Origin of the sequence: Nocardia sp. CDC153, from assembly GCF_035818515.1 — a bacterium.
Classification (GTDB): Bacteria; Actinomycetota; Actinomycetes; order Mycobacteriales; family Mycobacteriaceae; genus Nocardia.
Genome location: NZ_JAYKYU010000005.1, coordinates 148,062 through 163,414, shown reverse-complemented (window position 1 = coordinate 163,414; position 15,353 = coordinate 148,062). Strand labels below are relative to the sequence as shown.

At 65.9% G+C, this 15,353-nt stretch carries 13 protein-coding genes; 6 read left to right on the top strand and 7 right to left on the bottom strand.

Annotated elements, in window-relative coordinates; translation table 11 throughout:
* Nucleotides 1–309 precede the first annotated feature (309 nt).
* Nucleotides 310–1,551, bottom strand: coding sequence for an MFS transporter (locus VMT65_RS27580; protein WP_326311355.1), 1,242 nt, complete (start codon nucleotides 1,549–1,551; stop codon nucleotides 310–312).
* Between the two features lie 93 nt (nucleotides 1,552–1,644).
* Here VMT65_RS27580 and VMT65_RS27575 point away from each other — a divergent pair, with 93 nt between their 5' ends.
* The gene (locus VMT65_RS27575) at nucleotides 1,645–2,523 is read left to right on the top strand and encodes a LysR family transcriptional regulator (RefSeq protein WP_326311354.1); all 879 of its coding nucleotides are present in this window, start codon (nucleotides 1,645–1,647) and stop codon (nucleotides 2,521–2,523) included.
* Nucleotides 2,524–2,561: 38 nt separating this feature from the next.
* Here the strand turns inward: VMT65_RS27575 and VMT65_RS27570 are convergent, their stop codons facing one another.
* On the bottom strand, nucleotides 2,562–4,850 hold the full coding sequence (locus tag VMT65_RS27570; protein WP_326311353.1) for a molybdopterin-dependent oxidoreductase: 2,289 nt from the start codon (nucleotides 4,848–4,850) through the stop codon (nucleotides 2,562–2,564).
* Nucleotides 4,851–4,960: 110 nt separating this feature from the next.
* On the opposite strand from VMT65_RS27570, the gene VMT65_RS27565 reads away from it, so the two are divergent.
* Genes VMT65_RS27565 through VMT65_RS27555 form a run of 3 tightly spaced genes read left to right on the top strand, consistent with a single transcriptional unit; the run spans nucleotide 4,961 to nucleotide 8,247 of the window.
* Entirely contained in the window at nucleotides 4,961–5,602 is a 642-nt protein-coding gene (locus VMT65_RS27565; protein ID WP_326311352.1) for a TetR/AcrR family transcriptional regulator, read from the top strand.
* 13 nt (nucleotides 5,603–5,615) lie between these two features.
* On the top strand, nucleotides 5,616–6,473 hold the full coding sequence (locus VMT65_RS27560; RefSeq protein WP_326311351.1) for a 3-hydroxyacyl-CoA dehydrogenase: 858 nt from the start codon (nucleotides 5,616–5,618) through the stop codon (nucleotides 6,471–6,473).
* Between the two features lie 13 nt (nucleotides 6,474–6,486).
* Nucleotides 6,487–8,247, top strand: a complete 1,761-nt coding sequence (locus VMT65_RS27555) for an oleate hydratase (RefSeq protein WP_326311350.1) — start codon at nucleotides 6,487–6,489, stop codon at nucleotides 8,245–8,247.
* 44 nt (nucleotides 8,248–8,291) lie between these two features.
* Here VMT65_RS27555 and VMT65_RS27550 read toward each other — a convergent pair whose 3' ends face one another.
* On the bottom strand, nucleotides 8,292–8,747 hold the full coding sequence (locus VMT65_RS27550) for a MarR family winged helix-turn-helix transcriptional regulator (RefSeq protein ID WP_326311349.1): 456 nt from the start codon (nucleotides 8,745–8,747) through the stop codon (nucleotides 8,292–8,294).
* A 92-nt stretch (nucleotides 8,748–8,839) separates the two neighbouring features.
* On the opposite strand from VMT65_RS27550, the gene VMT65_RS27545 reads away from it, so the two are divergent.
* Nucleotides 8,840–9,628, top strand: a complete 789-nt coding sequence (locus VMT65_RS27545) for a hypothetical protein (RefSeq protein WP_326311347.1) — start codon at nucleotides 8,840–8,842, stop codon at nucleotides 9,626–9,628.
* Nucleotides 9,629–9,637: 9 nt separating this feature from the next.
* Here the strand turns inward: VMT65_RS27545 and VMT65_RS27540 are convergent, their stop codons facing one another.
* From VMT65_RS27540 to VMT65_RS27530, 4 genes are all read right to left on the bottom strand, one after another.
* Complete coding sequence (locus VMT65_RS27540) at nucleotides 9,638–10,396, bottom strand: SDR family NAD(P)-dependent oxidoreductase (RefSeq protein WP_326311346.1); 759 nt, start codon at nucleotides 10,394–10,396, stop codon at nucleotides 9,638–9,640.
* A gap of 61 nt (nucleotides 10,397–10,457) precedes the next feature.
* A complete protein-coding gene (locus VMT65_RS38470) occupies nucleotides 10,458–10,730 on the bottom strand; it encodes a maleylpyruvate isomerase N-terminal domain-containing protein (RefSeq protein ID WP_442790315.1) in 273 nt (90 codons plus the stop codon).
* Entirely contained in the window at nucleotides 10,727–11,329 is a 603-nt protein-coding gene (locus VMT65_RS27535; protein ID WP_326311345.1) for a hypothetical protein, read from the bottom strand. The genes VMT65_RS38470 and VMT65_RS27535 overlap by 4 nt, the downstream gene beginning before the upstream one ends.
* Before the next feature lie 482 nt (nucleotides 11,330–11,811).
* A complete protein-coding gene (locus VMT65_RS27530) occupies nucleotides 11,812–13,179 on the bottom strand; it encodes an HNH endonuclease signature motif containing protein (RefSeq protein ID WP_326311344.1) in 1,368 nt (455 codons plus the stop codon).
* 338 nt (nucleotides 13,180–13,517) lie between these two features.
* On the opposite strand from VMT65_RS27530, the gene VMT65_RS27525 reads away from it, so the two are divergent.
* On the top strand, nucleotides 13,518–15,272 hold the full coding sequence (locus tag VMT65_RS27525) for a hypothetical protein (RefSeq protein WP_326311343.1): 1,755 nt from the start codon (nucleotides 13,518–13,520) through the stop codon (nucleotides 15,270–15,272).
* Nucleotides 15,273–15,353: the final 81 nt, after the last annotated feature.

Below are 15,353 nucleotides of genomic sequence, written 5' to 3'. Positions count from 1 at the left end.
GGATCCACTACCGGCCAGTAGATTACTTGACAGTACACAAGGACGCCCGTCCAGTCTTGTGGAATATTGCATTCGGCAAGCCATTGATTTGCGACCTCGCATCGCCTATGGTGTCGCACTCGACAACCGTTGTGGCCCAGCACGATTGGCTGAGACAGCTTCGATTCGGCTGCGCGGCAGCGGGCTTCGCGCGTCCCGAATAAAAGGGAATTCAATAGACATAAATACCGCCGGAGCCATTTGGTCCCCGGCGGTATCGGATGCTATGCGGCGAGCGCTTCTTCATCGCCGCGGAATAGAGCGGGCGAATTACTTTCGACGCAACGCGAACACCGCCCACAGCAGCAGGCCCAACAGCGCCGCGGCGACACCGATTCCGCAGACCAGGGTCCAGCCGCCCGTTTGATACGCCACCCCCGCGGTCACCGAACCGGCCACGCCGCCGAGGAAATACGTGACCATGTAGGCGGTGGTCAGGCGGCTGCGCGCGGCCGGGTCCAGGGCGTAGATGGCGCTCTGATTGCTCAGATGCGAGCCCTGGATACCGAAGTCGAAGACCAGCAGCGCGGCGATCAGCGCCACCACATTGTGGCCGCCCCACGCCACCAGCGCCCAACTGGCCAGCAGCACGAGCCAGGTCAGGGTGGTGACCCGGCGCAGGTGCCCCCGGTCGGCCATCCGGCCCACCACGGGTGCGCCCAGCGCGCCGAGCACACCGGCCAGCCCGAACAGGCCGATGGCGAATTCCGAATAGTGGTAGGAACTTCCGTGCGCGCCCGCCAGCAGGAAGGCGATGGCGGTCCAGACCAGCGAGAAGCTGGCCATGACCAGGAAGCCCAGCGCCATGCGCTGGCGCAGCACCGAATGCCTGCGGATCAGGGTCAGGATCGAGGTCAGCACCTGCCGGTAGCTCTCCCCCGACGCGGCACGCGGCGTGGCGGGAGCGAGCAGATACACGCTGATCGCCATCACCACCTGCAGACCCGCCGCCACCAGCAGCACCGACCGCCAGCCACCCAGCTGGGCGACCGCACCGGCGAGCACGCGGGACAACAGGATTCCCAGCAGCAGCCCGCTCATGACGGTGCCGACCACCTGCCCGCGGCGCTCCGGGTGCGCCAGCGCCGAGGCCCACGGCACCACGACCTGCGCCGCCGAGGCCGTCACGCCGGTGGCGATGACACCCGCGAACAGCACCGGAAAGTTCGGTGCGAACGCCGAAACCACCAGGGCCACAACCGAAGCCACCAGCAGGGCCGGGACCATGCGATGGCGGCGCAGGAAATCACCCAGCGGCACCAGGAAGGCCAGGCCGCTCAGATAGCCGATCTGCGCGGCGCTCACCAGCAGCGCGGCGGTGGCCGTCGAGATGCGCAGGTCCCCCGCGACCTCGTGGAGCAGGGGTTGCAGATAGTAGTTTCCGGCCGCCGAGGAACCCGCGGTCACGGCGAAGACGAGAACGGTGGTGCGGCCGAGCGCGAACTCCGCCGAGGTCGAATGCTCCGAGCGTGCTGTCGTGGACTGCGAGCGGTCGGTCGTCGAAAGTGTCACCACTCGATGATCTGCCCGGCGAGAGATCTAGAAAAGCGATGCTTTTCGATAGCGCCATCTACAGAATAGATGGCACTGGGTAGGCTTCCAGCCATGGAGATGCGGCAGATCGAATGTTTCCTCGCCTGCTGCGAGCAGGGCTCGTTCACCGCCGCGGCCCGCGAGCTGAACCTGGTGCAGTCGGCCGTCTCCACCAGCGTGGCGAAGCTCGAACACGAGGTCGGCGTGCGTCTTTTCGACCGCACACCCCGCACCCTCGAACTCACCGAGGCCGGGCGGGCCATGGTCGTGCCCGCCCGCGCCCTGTTGCGGGCCCGCCGCGACATCGTCGATGCCATCGACGCCGCGCGCGGGGAGATCCGCGGCGAGGTGGTCGTGGGCAATCTCATGAACGTCCACAATTTCGACCTCGCGGGCATCATCGCCGATCTGCACCAGCGCTTTCCGGGCGTGACCCTGCGAATGCGCCAGAGCATCTCCGGCATGGCGGGCAATCTGGCGGGCCTGCGCGACAATTCGCTCGAGCTGGCCCTGCTCGCGGGCAGAACCGACCAATTCCCCGGCATCACAACCCATCTCATCGCCGAGGAATCACTCGTGCTGTGCACCGCGCCGGATCACCCGCTGGCCGGACGCCCCTTCCGTGCTGCCGACCTCGCGGGCGTCCGCTTCATCGACTACCCGCCCGGTTGGGGCATCCGTTCCATTGCCGACGACCTCTTCCCCGACCGTGATCCGGTCATCGAGGTCGCCGACCAGGCCTTCGCGGTAGAGCTGGCAGCCAAGAACTTCGGCGTAGCCCTCATCCCTCTATCCGTCGCCCGCCTCTTCCCAGACCTCCCCCACTCCAACCTGACGCCCCACCCTTTGCCCTGGAAACTGTGCGTCGGCCACGCCTCCGACCGCACCCCTTCCAATGCGGCCCGCACCGTCATCGACGCCCTCACCGCCCACCGCGGCAAGCGGCACTGACGAAGCTCGCACCGTCGAGCCGGGTGGAGGCGTTCGGCTCAGGACTGAGCGATTCGGGGTGGGCCGGTGACCGTCAGGGGTGGGAGATCCCCTGTGTACCGCTCGATTTCGACCAGGCAGAGTTGGCCGGTGCAGCCCTGGCTGAGGCGGGAGGTGCCGCGGTCCTTGGTGACGGCGTTCGGGTTGCCGTGGTGGCAGAAGCTCGGGTCGGCCGGGTTGGGGTCGTACCAGGCACCGGTGGAGAGTTGGGCCACGCCCTGGCGGACCGAGTCGCTGATCTCCAGGCCCGCGAGGCAGCTGCCGCGGTCGTTGAAGAGGCGGACGATGTCCCCGGTGCTCAGGCCGCGGGCGGCGGCGTCCTCGGGGTGGAGGCGGACCGGTTCGCGGCCTTGGATTTTGGTGGACTGGCTGTGCGAGCCGATATCCAGCTGGCTGTGCAGCTTGGTTCGGGGCTGGTTGGCCACCAGCTGGATCGGGAAGCGTGCGGCCGTCGGACCGCCCAGCCATTCCTCTGGTTCCAGCCAGACCGGGTGTCCGGGGCAATCGTCGTAGCCGAAGCCCGCGATGGTCTCGGAGAAGATCTCGATCCGCCCGCTCGGGGTGCCCAGCGGGTGGGCCGCCGGGTCGGCGCGGAAGTCCGCGAACGCGACGTGCTCTTCCGCCTCGAGCGGCAGGTTCATGGGCTCCCCGGCCCAGAACGCGTCGTAGTCGGGCAGGTCGTAGCCGCGCTCGCCCAGCCGGTCGCGCCATTCGTCGTAGAGGTGGCGCAGCCACTCTCCGGCGGTGCGGCCCTCGGTGAATTCCTTACCGACGCCCAGTCTTTCGGCCAGTTCGGAGAACATCCAGTAGTCGTCGCGGGCCTGGGCGTGCGGTGCGGTCAGGGCGGGCATCGGGAAGAAGAACCGGTCGCCCTCGCCGGAACCGTAGTCGTCGCGTTCGATGGTCATGGTCGAGGGCAACACGATATCGGCGTGCCGGGCCGTGGCCGACCAGAACGGATCGTGCACCACCACGGTGTCCGGACGGCCGAAGGCGGTGCGCAGCCGGGCCAGGTTCTGGTGGTGGTGGAACGGATTGCCGCCCGCCCAATACACCAGGCGGATATGCGGATACGTGCGATGCTCGCCGTTGTATTCATAGGGCGCACCGGGCTCGAGCAGCATGTCCGCGATGCGCGCGACCGGAATGAAGTCGTCGACCCCATTGCGACCCTGCGGCAGTTTGGGCGGTGACGTAACCCGCACGGCCAGACCGACATTCGCGGCCGATCCGTATCCGTGCCCGAATCCTCCACCGGGCAGCCCGATCTGACCGAGCATGGCCGCGAGCACCACGCCGAGCCACAGGGGCTGCTCACCGTACTGGGCCCGCTGCAACGACCAGCTGACCGAGATGAGGGTGCGGGTGCCCGCCATCTCCCGGGCCAGCGACCGAATCCGTTCCGCCGCAATGCCGGTGATCGCCTGCGCCCATTCCGGGTCCTTGACAATGCCGTCCTCGCCGCCGCGCAGGTAATTCGCGAAACGTTCGTATCCAACGGTGTATTTGTCCAGGAAGGCGTGATCCGCCAAGCCCTCGGCATCCAGCACCTGCGCCAAGGCCAACATCAACGCGGCATCGCTGCCCGGCCGCGGCGCGATCCACTCGGCCTGCGCCCCGGCCGGAATGTCGTCTCGCAGTGGGCTGATGGTGACGAACCGGCACCCGTTCTGTCGCGCCGTCTCGATCCACCCGCGGCCATTGTGCCGGGACACCCCGCCCGGCGACACCGCCGAATTCTTCGGCGACAGCCCGCCGAACGCGACCACCAGCTTGGACTCCCGGGCCAGTACCGACTTGGTGGTGGCCCGCGCCATGATGGTGCCCATATCGGCGAGAATGTGCGGCAGCAGCACCGTCGAGGCGCCCAGGCTGTAGCTGTTGCGATGCGCGACGTAGCCGCCCAAGGTGTTCAAGAAGCGGTGAACTTGACTCTGCGCGTGATGAAATCGCCCCGCGCTGGCCCAGCCGTAGGAGCCGCCGTACACCGACGAGGCCCCGAATTCCCGGTACACCCTGGACAATTCACCGGCCAGCAGATCCAGCGCCCGCTCCCACGACACCGGCACGAACTCGTCCGCACCGCGCTCGGCGGGCCCGGGGCCGTTCTCCAGCCAGCCCTTTCGCACATACGGCTGGTCGATGCGGGCCGGATGATGTTGCGCCGAAGCGACATTCTCGATCAGCGGGGTGGGTTCCGGGTCTTCGCGCCAGGGGCGCACGGCGGTCAACCGATCGCCGTCGCTGCTCGCCTCGAAGACGCCCCAGTGAGTGAGATGCGTGGCCATGTGACCAACGTACTCCCGGGCGATGACATGATGACCTTGCGCATTTGGTAACCGTGAGTACGCTCATTTTTGAGTCCACTCATTTCCGATGCAGGGTTGGAGGTGTAGACATGGCCGTCAAGGCCAAGTCTGTGCACGTCAGCCGCAGAGAACAGAAGACGAGCGACAAACGGTCGCGTATCTTCCAGGCTGCCGCCGCAATGTTTGCCGAACACGGTTTCGAGGGCACCACAACGCAGCAGATCTCCGATCGCGCGGAAATCGCCGCGGGGACGCTGTTCCGCTACGCCGCCACCAAAGGCGAACTGCTGCTCATGGTCTACAACGAGGAGCTGCGCACCGCGCTGGCGGATGGCGCGGCCGCGGCCCGAACTCGGACCGACACCGTCGAGGCCGTTTTCGAGATGGTCCATCCGCTGCTGCGGGCGGCCGAGCGACGGCCCGAGAACACCATCGTCTATCAACGGGAGCTGCTGTTCGGCTCGCCCGCCGACACGTACCGCTCCGAAGGGCTCGCACTGGTGGCGCGACTGGAATCGATGATCGCCGAACGGCTCGTCGCCGACGCGCGCGACGGTGGCATCGATTCGGAGCGCCTGGCCGAGCGCGCCCGCCTGGCCGGGCGCAGCATTTTCGCGGTCCTGCACCTGGCCTTGGTGCAGCCGTCCACCGGGGCTCATCCCGGACACGACGCCCTGGCCGACCTGCGCGCGCAGATCGCCCAGATCATCGCTGGATACCTCAACCCCTAGGGAGGCAATGACCATGACCATCGACATCCGCAAGGTCACCGTGCTCGGAACCGGCGTGCTCGGTTCCCAGATCGCATTCCAGACCGCGTTCCGCGGATTCGACGTCACCGCCTACGACATCTCCGACGACGCGCTCACCGCCGCGCGCGGCCGCTTCGACAAGCTGGCCGCCGTCTACCGCGAGCAGGTGCCGGGCGGCGCGGACGGCAAGGCCGAGACCACCGCGGCGGGCATCGCGCTGACTTCCGATCTGGCGCAGGCGGTTCGGGACGCGGACCTGGTGATCGAGGCGGTGCCGGAGGTGCTTTCCATCAAGCAGGAGACCTACGAGAAGCTGGGCAAGCTCGCGCCCGAGCGCACCATCTTCGCCAGCAACTCCTCCACCCTGTTGCCCAGTGCCATGAAGGATTTCACCGGTCGCCCGGACCGATTCCTGGCGCTGCACTTCGCGAATCAGGTGTGGCACTTCAATACCGCCGAGATCATGGGCACCACGGACACCGATCCGGCCGTGTATCAGGCGGTGGTGGACTTCGCCTCGGCCATCGGCATGGTGCCGATCGAATTGCACAAGGAGAAGGCCGGTTACGTCCTCAACTCGCTGCTGGTGCCGCTGCTGGACGCGGCCATGAACCTGGCCGAGGGCGGGTACGCGAGCCCGGAGGACGTGGACAAGACCTGGACCATCGGCACCGGCGCACCGGCCGGACCGTTCCGGATTCTCGACATCATCGGGCTCACCACGCCCTACAACATCATGGTCAACGGCGATGAGACCTCGCAGCGAATCGCCAAGTGGCTCAAGGACAACTACATCGACAAGGGCAAACTCGGCATCGCCACCGGCGAAGGCTTCTACAAGTACCAGTAGGACAGGAGATCTCATGTACTACAGCAGTGGAAATTACGAAGCGTTCGCCCGGCCACGCAAGCCCGCGGGGGTGGACGGCAAGACGGCGTGGTTCGTCGGGGCCGGTCTCGCCTCGCTCTCCGGTGCGGCCTTCCTGATCCGCGACGGTCAGATGCCGGGTGACAAGATCACCATCCTGGAGGAGCTGAAACTCCCCGGCGGTGCGCTGGACGGCATCAAGGAACCCGAGAAGGGCTTCGTCATTCGCGGCGGGCGCGAGATGGAGAACCACTTCGAATGCCTGTGGGACCTGTTCCGGTCGATCCCGTCGATCGAGGTCGAGGGCAGCGTGCTCGACGAGTTCTACTGGCTCAACAAGGACGACCCGAACTTCTCGCTGGAGCGCGCCACCGTCAAACGCGGTCAGAGCGCCCAGACCAAGGACCTCTTCACGCTGAACGACAAGGCGCAGAAAGATATCACCAAGATCTTTCTGGCCACTCGCGAGGAAATGGAGGGCAAGCGCATCAACGAGGTGTTCTCGAAGGACTTCTTCGAGAGCAACTTCTGGATGTACTGGCGCACCATGTTCGCCTTCGAGGACTGGCATTCGGCGCTGGAGATGAAGCTGTACCTACACCGCTTCATCCACCACATCGGCGGCCTACCGGACTTCTCGGCGCTGAAGTTCACCAAGTACAACCAGTACGAGTCGCTGGTGCTGCCGCTGTACCGTTGGCTGCTGGACCAGGGCGTGACCTTCAAGTTCGACACCACGGTCACCGACGTCGACTTCGAAATCACCGCGAATCGCAAGCAGGCCACCAGGATTCACTGGATCTCCGAGGGCGTCGAGGGCGGCGTCGAGCTGGGACCGAACGACCTGGTCCTCATGACCATCGGCTCGCTCACCGAGAACTCCGACGAGGGCGATCACCACACCCCGGCCAAGCTCGACGAGGGCCCGGCACCCGCGTGGGACCTATGGCGTCGAATCGCCGCCAAGGACAAGGCATTCGGCAATCCGGACGTGTTCGGCAGCCACATTCCCGAGACCAAGTGGGAGTCGGCCACCGTCACCACGCTGGATCAGCGTATTCCGGAATACATTCAGAAGATCTGCAAGCGAGATCCCTTCAGCGGCAAGGTCGTCACCGGCGGCATCGTCACCGTCAAGGACTCGTCCTGGCTCATGAGCTGGACGGTCAACCGCCAGCCGCACTTCAAGCAGCAGCCGAAGGACCAGATCGTGGTCTGGGTCTACTCCCTGTTCGTCGACAAGCCCGGCGACTACGTGAAGAAGACCATGCAGGAGTGCACGGGCGAGGAGATCACCCAGGAGTGGCTGTACCACCTCGGCGTTCCCGAATCCGACATCCCGGAGCTGGCCGCCAATGCCGCCAAGTGCGTGCCGGTCATGATGCCCTACGTCACCGCCTTCTTCATGCCCCGCAAGGCCGGTGACCGCCCGCAGGTGGTGCCCGAGGGCGCGGTCAACTTCGCCTTCATCGGCCAGTTCGCCGAGACCAGCCGCGACTGCATCTTCACCACCGAATACTCGGTCCGCACCGGCATGGAAGCCGCCTACCAGCTGCTCGACATCGAACGCGGCGTACCCGAGGTCTTCAACTCCACCTACGACGTGCGCACCCTGCTGACCGCCATGACCCGCCTGCGCGACGGCGACCCCATCGACCTGCCGGGGCCGGAACTGCTGTGGCGCGGGCTCGCGAAACGGCTCGGCAACAACGAGATCGGCGAGCTGCTCACCCAGTACGGCGTCATCGGAAAGTAGGCGCCGACCACCGCGGCCCGGTCCCCAGGGATCGGGCCGCTCGTTCATTCCCGCGTACCGAGCTCCGCGTCGAAACCCTGCTCCACGCGGGTCAGGAAATCCACGATGAGGCCGAGCTCCTCGATCGAGTAGCCGGACAGCGCCCGACGCCAGGTACCGAGCAGCGCGCCGTAGAGCGGCGCGATATCGGCACGGGCTCGGTCATCGTTCAAGTGGACCAACACTTTCCGCCGGTCCGAGTCGTCGCGCACCCGGCGCACGAAATCGGCCTTCTCTAGCCGGTCGATGAGCCCGGTCATGGAGGCGGTGGTGAGCCCGGTGAGCTTCGCCAGTTCCGCCGAGGTGCGCGGTCCCGCCTGCAACAGCTGCAGCACCTGCATATCGCTGGCGTTGATCCCCAGCCGTGCGGCGGCCCGCTGGTTCATGCGCATGCTCCGCTCGGCCGTGCTGCCGAGCCCGGCCAGCGCGCTATTGATCAAATCCACCTTGCGCGTTGACATCTCGAGAACCTCTCGCCATCCTTATTACTAGGTTTCCTAGTGTTCTAGGCTTCCGTATATTCAGGATACTTAATCAAAGGACCGTGCGAGCCATGTCGCGATCATTGCTGCCCACCCTCGTAATCCTCACCGCCACGGTCGCCCTGGCCGCCGCACCCGCTGCCGCGGGCCCGGACTCGACCGCCGCCTACCTCGGCCGCTGGAACTACGACTTCCCCGATCACTCAAGCATGCTCAACTACGCCACCGAGAATGTGCCGGGCAGCCCGGACAGCCCGCAGATCGGCGACATCGTCTTCACCTCGGCCGCGCCCGGCCGGGTGACCGGTCGCACCGATGTGGGCTGCACCTGGGAATTCAAGGCCACCTCCGACGGCCTGACCCTCGACCCGGCCAACCAGACCTGCCACAACCCCACCTTCGGCTACACCTACACCACCACCGCCTGGACGGTACGGGTGAGCGGCGAGAAGGAGACCGAATCCATCACCGCGCTGAGCCATCACCAGGACGCCGACTACACCTTCACCCTGCAGCACGGCGCGCGCACCCGGGTCCACGAGGACGATCCGGACGCCGCGAAGGCCTTCGAAGGCCACTGGGTCGCCAACGCCCCGCAGCAGGGAACCACCACCATCACAAGGAATTACGGCAACCGCCTCCTCGCCCGCACCGACGACGGCTGCACCTGGACCCTGGTCGCCCGCGGCGACACCGCCAAAATCGACCCACCGGCCCAAACCTGCACCCAGGGCGATTCCGCTGTGACCCTGCGCTTCTGGACGATCGCCGTCTCGGCCGATCACCAGATCTCGACCATGGTCGGCACCGACGCCAAGGGCGGCCCCTTGATGGTCGGCGCGGAATCCACCCGACAATGACCGCCCGACTCAGCGCGCCTCCGGATCCAACGCCAACACCGACCGCCCACCGTCCACGGGAACCGTTGCGCCATTGACGAATCCGGCATCCCCGGACAACAGGAACTCGACCGCGGCGGCAACCTCATCGCCCGTCGCGACCCGCCCCATCGGATGCAGCACCGCCATCTGCTCCTCGACCGCCGCCGCCTCCGCCGGATCCAACGACCCCAAATACTCGACATAACGCTCGGTCGCCACCGACCCCGGCGCAACGGCATTGACCCGAATCCCCCGCGGCCCATACTCCACCGCCAAGGCCCGCGTCAGCCCCTCGATGGCCGCCTTGGCCGTGCTGTAGGGCAGCGCCCCCGGCACCGCCCGAACCGCCTGATGCGAACTGATATTCACAATCGACCCCCCGCTCCCCGCCGCCAGAAACCGCCGCACCGCCGCCCCACTGCCGACGAGCACAGGACGCAGATTCGCATCGATCAGATCCAGCACCTCACCAGCCCCACTCCGATCGAGCGAAGCATCCCGAAAGACCGCCGCATTGTTCACCCACCCACTCAAATCCCCCAGCCGCTGCGCACAATCCGCCGCCTCCTCGGCAACCTCCTCCACCCCTGCATCCCCCGCCACAAACCTCACCCCGTTCAACCCCCACCCCAATCCCCCAACGTCCCTCTCCACCACCACAACCGCATGCCCCCGCCCCACCATCCGCTCCACAATGGCCCGCCCAATCCCCCGCCCACCCCCGGTAACCACATACGAAAGCCCCATACCCCGATGCTAGCCACCAACTCCCACCACCCCGCCCTAGAACGGTTCTTCCTCCGGCCTCCTACCCATGAGCCGGAGCAGGCGATCTTGTGGGGCTACAGCGGAACCGGAGGTGTCGGCCGCTGCGGCGCGGCTCCACCCCCAGCGCGTCCGCATCCCGCAGACGAATGAATTCCGCCGCAGTCCCACCCTGCACCAGCGCCTTGTAATTGAGATTTCCCCGAGTCACGTGATTGACCAGCTGCCGCACAGTCCATTCCGCACACGGAGTCGGCCCACCCCACTGTTCGACCCGGACCTCACGCAACCTCGCCTCGAAGACGACAGCGGTCATGAGACGGAGATCAGCTTGCCGGTCATGTCGTAGTCCGCGAGTTTCTCGTCATGGACCGGGTCGGAGCCATACACCGTCACCTCGATGAGGAAAGCCGGAGGGTTGGTGCGTCTTCCGATGACGTAGTCCCAGACGTGGCCGTCTCGTACGGCGGTGTCACGCAAGGCCTTAGGTTCGATTGTCAGCAGTGTGTCGAGGGATATCTCGCTGCTGGTGAAGGTTCCGACCCCGCGCTGTTCCCGCAATTCGGCGGGGTTGGGGACGGTTTGCTCGAGTTCTGCCTGGGCGGTGGCTTGGGTGTAGTGGTACTTGATGATCGAGTCGCGGTTGGTTGGATCGACGGCTTCGATACTCATGCTGGTGCCGTCGTTCGCGATGTCCAGCCGGGTCCATTCGGGGTTGGGGCCGAGCTTCTGATTGATCGCGGCGAAGGCGGTGGTCAGTGATTCGGCGGTCCACTTGATGGTGGACGCGGGGGTCGTCGTGGCGGTCGTGGGGGTTGATCGTGTCGGGGTGGAGCAGGCCGTTCCGGTTCCCAGAATCACGGTCGCGGCCAGGAGCAGGATGGCAGTGAGGCGGACGGGGCTGGATGTGGTCATTGCCGGACTATGGAGGCGCGGACTAACGAAAAACTTGTAGTCGACCAAAGAGGAAAAGATTAAAGAGAGAAAAGATAAAAGATGCCTGGAGGAGGGAGAGAGGGTGGCCGAGCTTGCGAGGCCCTCTCACCTACCAGCCCACACCGGGAAAGACCCGCAGCTTCCAGCCGCCTCACCTACGGGCACCTCACTTACGTTCCAGCCCGCTCACCGTGCGGCCGTTCATCGTTTCTGTGGAATTGTCAAAGAGCTTGAAGCCGTGCAGCTGTCGAACGATTCGGGTCTGTGTTTGTTGGGTTGTCTCGAGAGGTGATGCGTGCAGTCCGTGGGCTGGGAGGTGAGGTGGCGGCTCCCGACTCGGCGTCAGCCCCAGTGCGGTAGGGCAGGCGAGGTGACCACGCTTCCTCGTTGTTTTGCGCACGCCAGCCGCGCATAGGCAGCCGGGCAGCAAGCAACCCGAGAGGCCCCACCCTGCCTCGGCGTTAACACTGTTGAATTTGACGCAAGCGTTCTTCGCGGGTGCGCGCCAACGCACGCACCAACTGCTCAGGAGCATGGTGGATTTCATTCACCCGAGGTGTACCGGTGGGGTCGATGTGTGGTGGTGCGATCCACCCGATCCGCCCCGGGGTATCCGACTCCGGGCCCAAGACCACGGTCTTCCAGCCACCGGGCCCGTCGTGGACCAGGGCGTGGCAGGAATCGCAAGCCAGGGTGAGGTTTTCGATGTCGGTGGCCCCGCCCTTGGACCATTCGGTCACATGATGGACCGCAGCCATGGTGGCCGGGGCCGTGCATCCGGGTCGGCTGCAGCCCTTCTCGGCCGCGATCAACGCCATCCGCTGATCGGGTGAGGCGAGGCGGTTCTTCTTGGCGCGCCCCAAATGCAGGGGGCGACCGGAGTGGTCGAAGAGGGCCAGGAAGGGGATGGCCTGCTCGGCCAGCCGCAACGCCTCGGGGATGGAGATGGTGCCACCGGAGGCGGTGGTGGTGACCCCAGCAGCGGCCTCGAGCTCGGCGACGGTCATGGTGAAGATCGTCGACACCGGCAGCCCCCGGTGGTGACCGAACTGAGCCGGACCCAGATCCGGACGCAGCAGCGCCAACAACGCGTCGTGGGTGCGCTGCGCGGTCGAACGGCGATCGCGTTGCGCGGCAGCCTCCACGTCTTCCGGGTTGAGCTGCTCGTCGGCGACCCACGGGCTCTGCGGGTCGTCGGGGTTGCACATGCCCGGGCGCGCGGCCTTGGCCAGGTAGGGGTCGAGCACCGCGCTCAGCGCGGGGGTGATCAGCCCGGAGATCGGACGCATCCCATCGGCACGCTGCGCGCCGAGGCTGACCCCACGCATCCGCGCGCGGTCCTCGTCGCTGCTGCGCTTGCCATCCGGGTCGAGGTAGGCCAACAGGTGTTCGCCCGCCTTCGGGAGCGCGTCGGGGCCGGTCTGCACGGCCAAGTGCACCAGCTGGCTTTCGGCGATGGCGCGGTCGTCGGCGTTCACGCTCCCGGGGATGCGACCCATGATCTTCACGATCGCGCGCACGTGCGCGTCGGAGATGAACCCGCACTCCTGCGCCGAGGCCGTCCACGCCAACTGCGCGGGCCGCTCCCCACCACTCGGGTCAGTCTTCGCGGCCAGCACCTGCACCGCGTTCGCCCGCGCGAGCGCTTCCCCACGCCCCAAATGCAGGGTCTCGGCCAGAAACCGCGACAACTTGCCCACCCCAGCCTTCTGCGGCAACGACCGAATCTCGGCCTCGGCAGCCAACTTCCGGGCCACCGCCTCCAACTGCCGCCGCGCCTCCTCGACCTCCCGCATCGTGGACACGACCTCGTCATCGGTACACGGCATCAACGACTGGTAAATGAGGTCATCGGCAGCCTCACGCAACGCGGCAGTCGCCGCGAGCGCATCAGCGTGAACCAACTCCCCACATTTCATAACTCCTATTCTAGCAACGCAATTCGAAACAGTACATGTGAATTCTATTGTGACTAAAGAAAATTCAACAATACCGACCATTCTCAATAGCAATATCCCCGCCGCCCCGAGAGCCACCGCAACCTAGCCCAAAGCGACTCAAACCGAGCCATCTTCAGCCGAATTCGGAAGACCTCACAGCCTCAAGCAACGTTTGCTTTCGAACTGCCCAATGACGTCGAGGCATCCTCCTGGTGACGATGCTGTTTGTGAGAATCTCAGTGGGCTGGGGGACGCTGGCCGTGGCGGCGGGAACCGTTGGTGCCCTGATGTCGCCGATGACTCCGCACGCACACGCGGTCGCGCCGGTCAGCGCCGCCACCGATCGGCAAGAGCAAGTGCTGGACAATCGCGATGGCGTCATCGTCTCGCAGGTCAGCTTCCTGCTCCCGCTGCCACCGAATGCCCCCGCGCATCCACCCGAGTGCGACCGCGCCGGGTTCCTCCGCTATCGCGCCGCCGACGGCCCGACCGATTCCGCCGACGCCGACTCGGTGGTCGTACAACAGCAGGGATTCAACGGCGGCGCAATGAATTCCGACAGCGTCGCCGCGAACACGGTCCGCTCCGCCGCTCAGCTGGGGCGCAAGGTGGAGTTCTGGGCCATGGCGCGCCGCAGCAGCTGCCTGGACGAGACCACCGGATTCGACTACGCGCTGAAGACCGGCAACTACCTCGACGCGGTCGACTACTACTTCAACGGTAGGCCGATCGACGGCCGAGTTTTCCCGGGCTTCAGGAACTCTCAGGACCTGCCGCTCCTCGATTCCATGGGTCTCGAACGAGTGCTGCGCGATCAATACGAGATAATGCTCCACGAAATCCCGGATCAGCTTGTGCGGCAACGCAAGTACGTGTGCACCGGCATCTCCATGGGCGGTCTCGTAACCGGTTTCTTCGCGGATTGGGATTTCGGTAACGGCGACCCGGACGCCGCTGGCTACAGCCAGTGTGCCGCGTTCGTGGCGCAGGACTCCATGGTCTCCTCGGACCCGGTCGCGATTCAGAACACACCCTTCCTGCACGACCTCACCAATGCCCTCATCTCCCCGGTCAACGACGTCCTGAAGGCGACCCAGAACATCGGCCTACTGCCGCGCATTCTCGGGTCGACACCGGTCATCGGCACCAAGGCCTTCCTGATCTACCGTCTGGCCGGACTCGCCGCGTATCTGGATCCCGACGGGGAAAGCCAACTGCTGGCGCATCTTCCGCACGACTTCGAGATCGATTCGACGCTGAACTTCCTGTTCGCCCCGACCTGGGCCGACTTCGCCACCAATGGCGCGGACGGCACCGGGACCCTGCGCGATTACCGCTTCACCAATACCGCCCTCCTGGGCGAGCTCTTGGACAACAACTCCTGCAACTTCGAACTTCTCCAGCAGGGCATGGGCGTGCTCGACGGTGGGCCGGTGCAGCCCAAAAGTTTCCCGAATCCCGGCGACGCGACTCAGATTCCACTGCTCGGCAACTACCTGCGACTCACGGCCGGCCCGCAGCAACGTTTTGCACCATCCGACCGGTCGGTGCTCTACACCTGGCGGAACTACGACAACGTCCAAGGCGTGCCCTACACCGCCCCCGGACACGAGGTGGCCGATATCCGTGACGTCGCACGGCAACTGGGCGCCGGCGGCCCCTACGCCTACTGGGAGACCTACTTCCCCCTGCGCGTCGTGCTCGATATCGCCGCGGGCTACGGCGGCGCCCGCACCGGCGACATGGGCAACCTGCGCTACCACGGCATGGAACGCACCAAGCCGAACCTGGTCCTGTGGGCCGGTGACAGCGTCGTCCAGTTCGGCCCCGGCCTGCTGTTCCCGGTCCCGCAAACCGCGACCGTGCAGACCCTTCCGGGCTACAACCACATCGACACCATCGGCGCGGCCGCGGTCCAGAACAACGGACTGAGCGACTACAGCGGGCGTTATCTGGCGGAGTTCCTGAGATCGCTCGGATAACCTGCGGTACAGGTACATTCGAGATGTGACGCTCGGTAAGGGGGAGCCGCGGTCAGGCCTGGGACGCGTGCAGCCCGCCGC